This is a genomic window from Turicibacter sp. T129 (genome assembly GCF_025594975.1).
Lineage (GTDB): Bacteria > Bacillota_I > Bacilli_A > MOL361 > Turicibacteraceae > Turicibacter > Turicibacter bilis.
In genome coordinates this window covers 1-222 of record NZ_JAMQUU010000141.1, presented here as the reverse complement: position 1 = coordinate 222, position 222 = coordinate 1, and the positions used below count along the sequence as shown (strand labels likewise).

Sequence of the window (222 nt, the reverse complement as noted above, 5' to 3'; positions counted from 1 at the left end):
AACAGAAACTGTTCGAGTACGCACTTGAACTCTGTCAAGCACATGGCACCCCCGACCCGGCACAGCAGGCCGCGCAACTGCTGATCCTGATCGATGGCGCCATCACCGTTGCCCTGGTGATGGGTGATTCAACAGCTGCCGATAATGCGCAATGCATGGCGCGAACGTTATTGGGACTGTGAACGCACAGGTCAGCGCAACTTTCGACTGAAACCTTATTGT

General features: G+C 55.0%; 1 protein-coding gene. It reads left to right on the top strand.

The genetic code is table 11. The features are described from left to right. The coding region (locus NEH75_RS13540) for a hypothetical protein (RefSeq protein ID WP_262949032.1) at window positions 1–182 on the top strand (182 nt) is incomplete at its 5' end. Window positions 183–222: the final 40 nt, after the last annotated feature.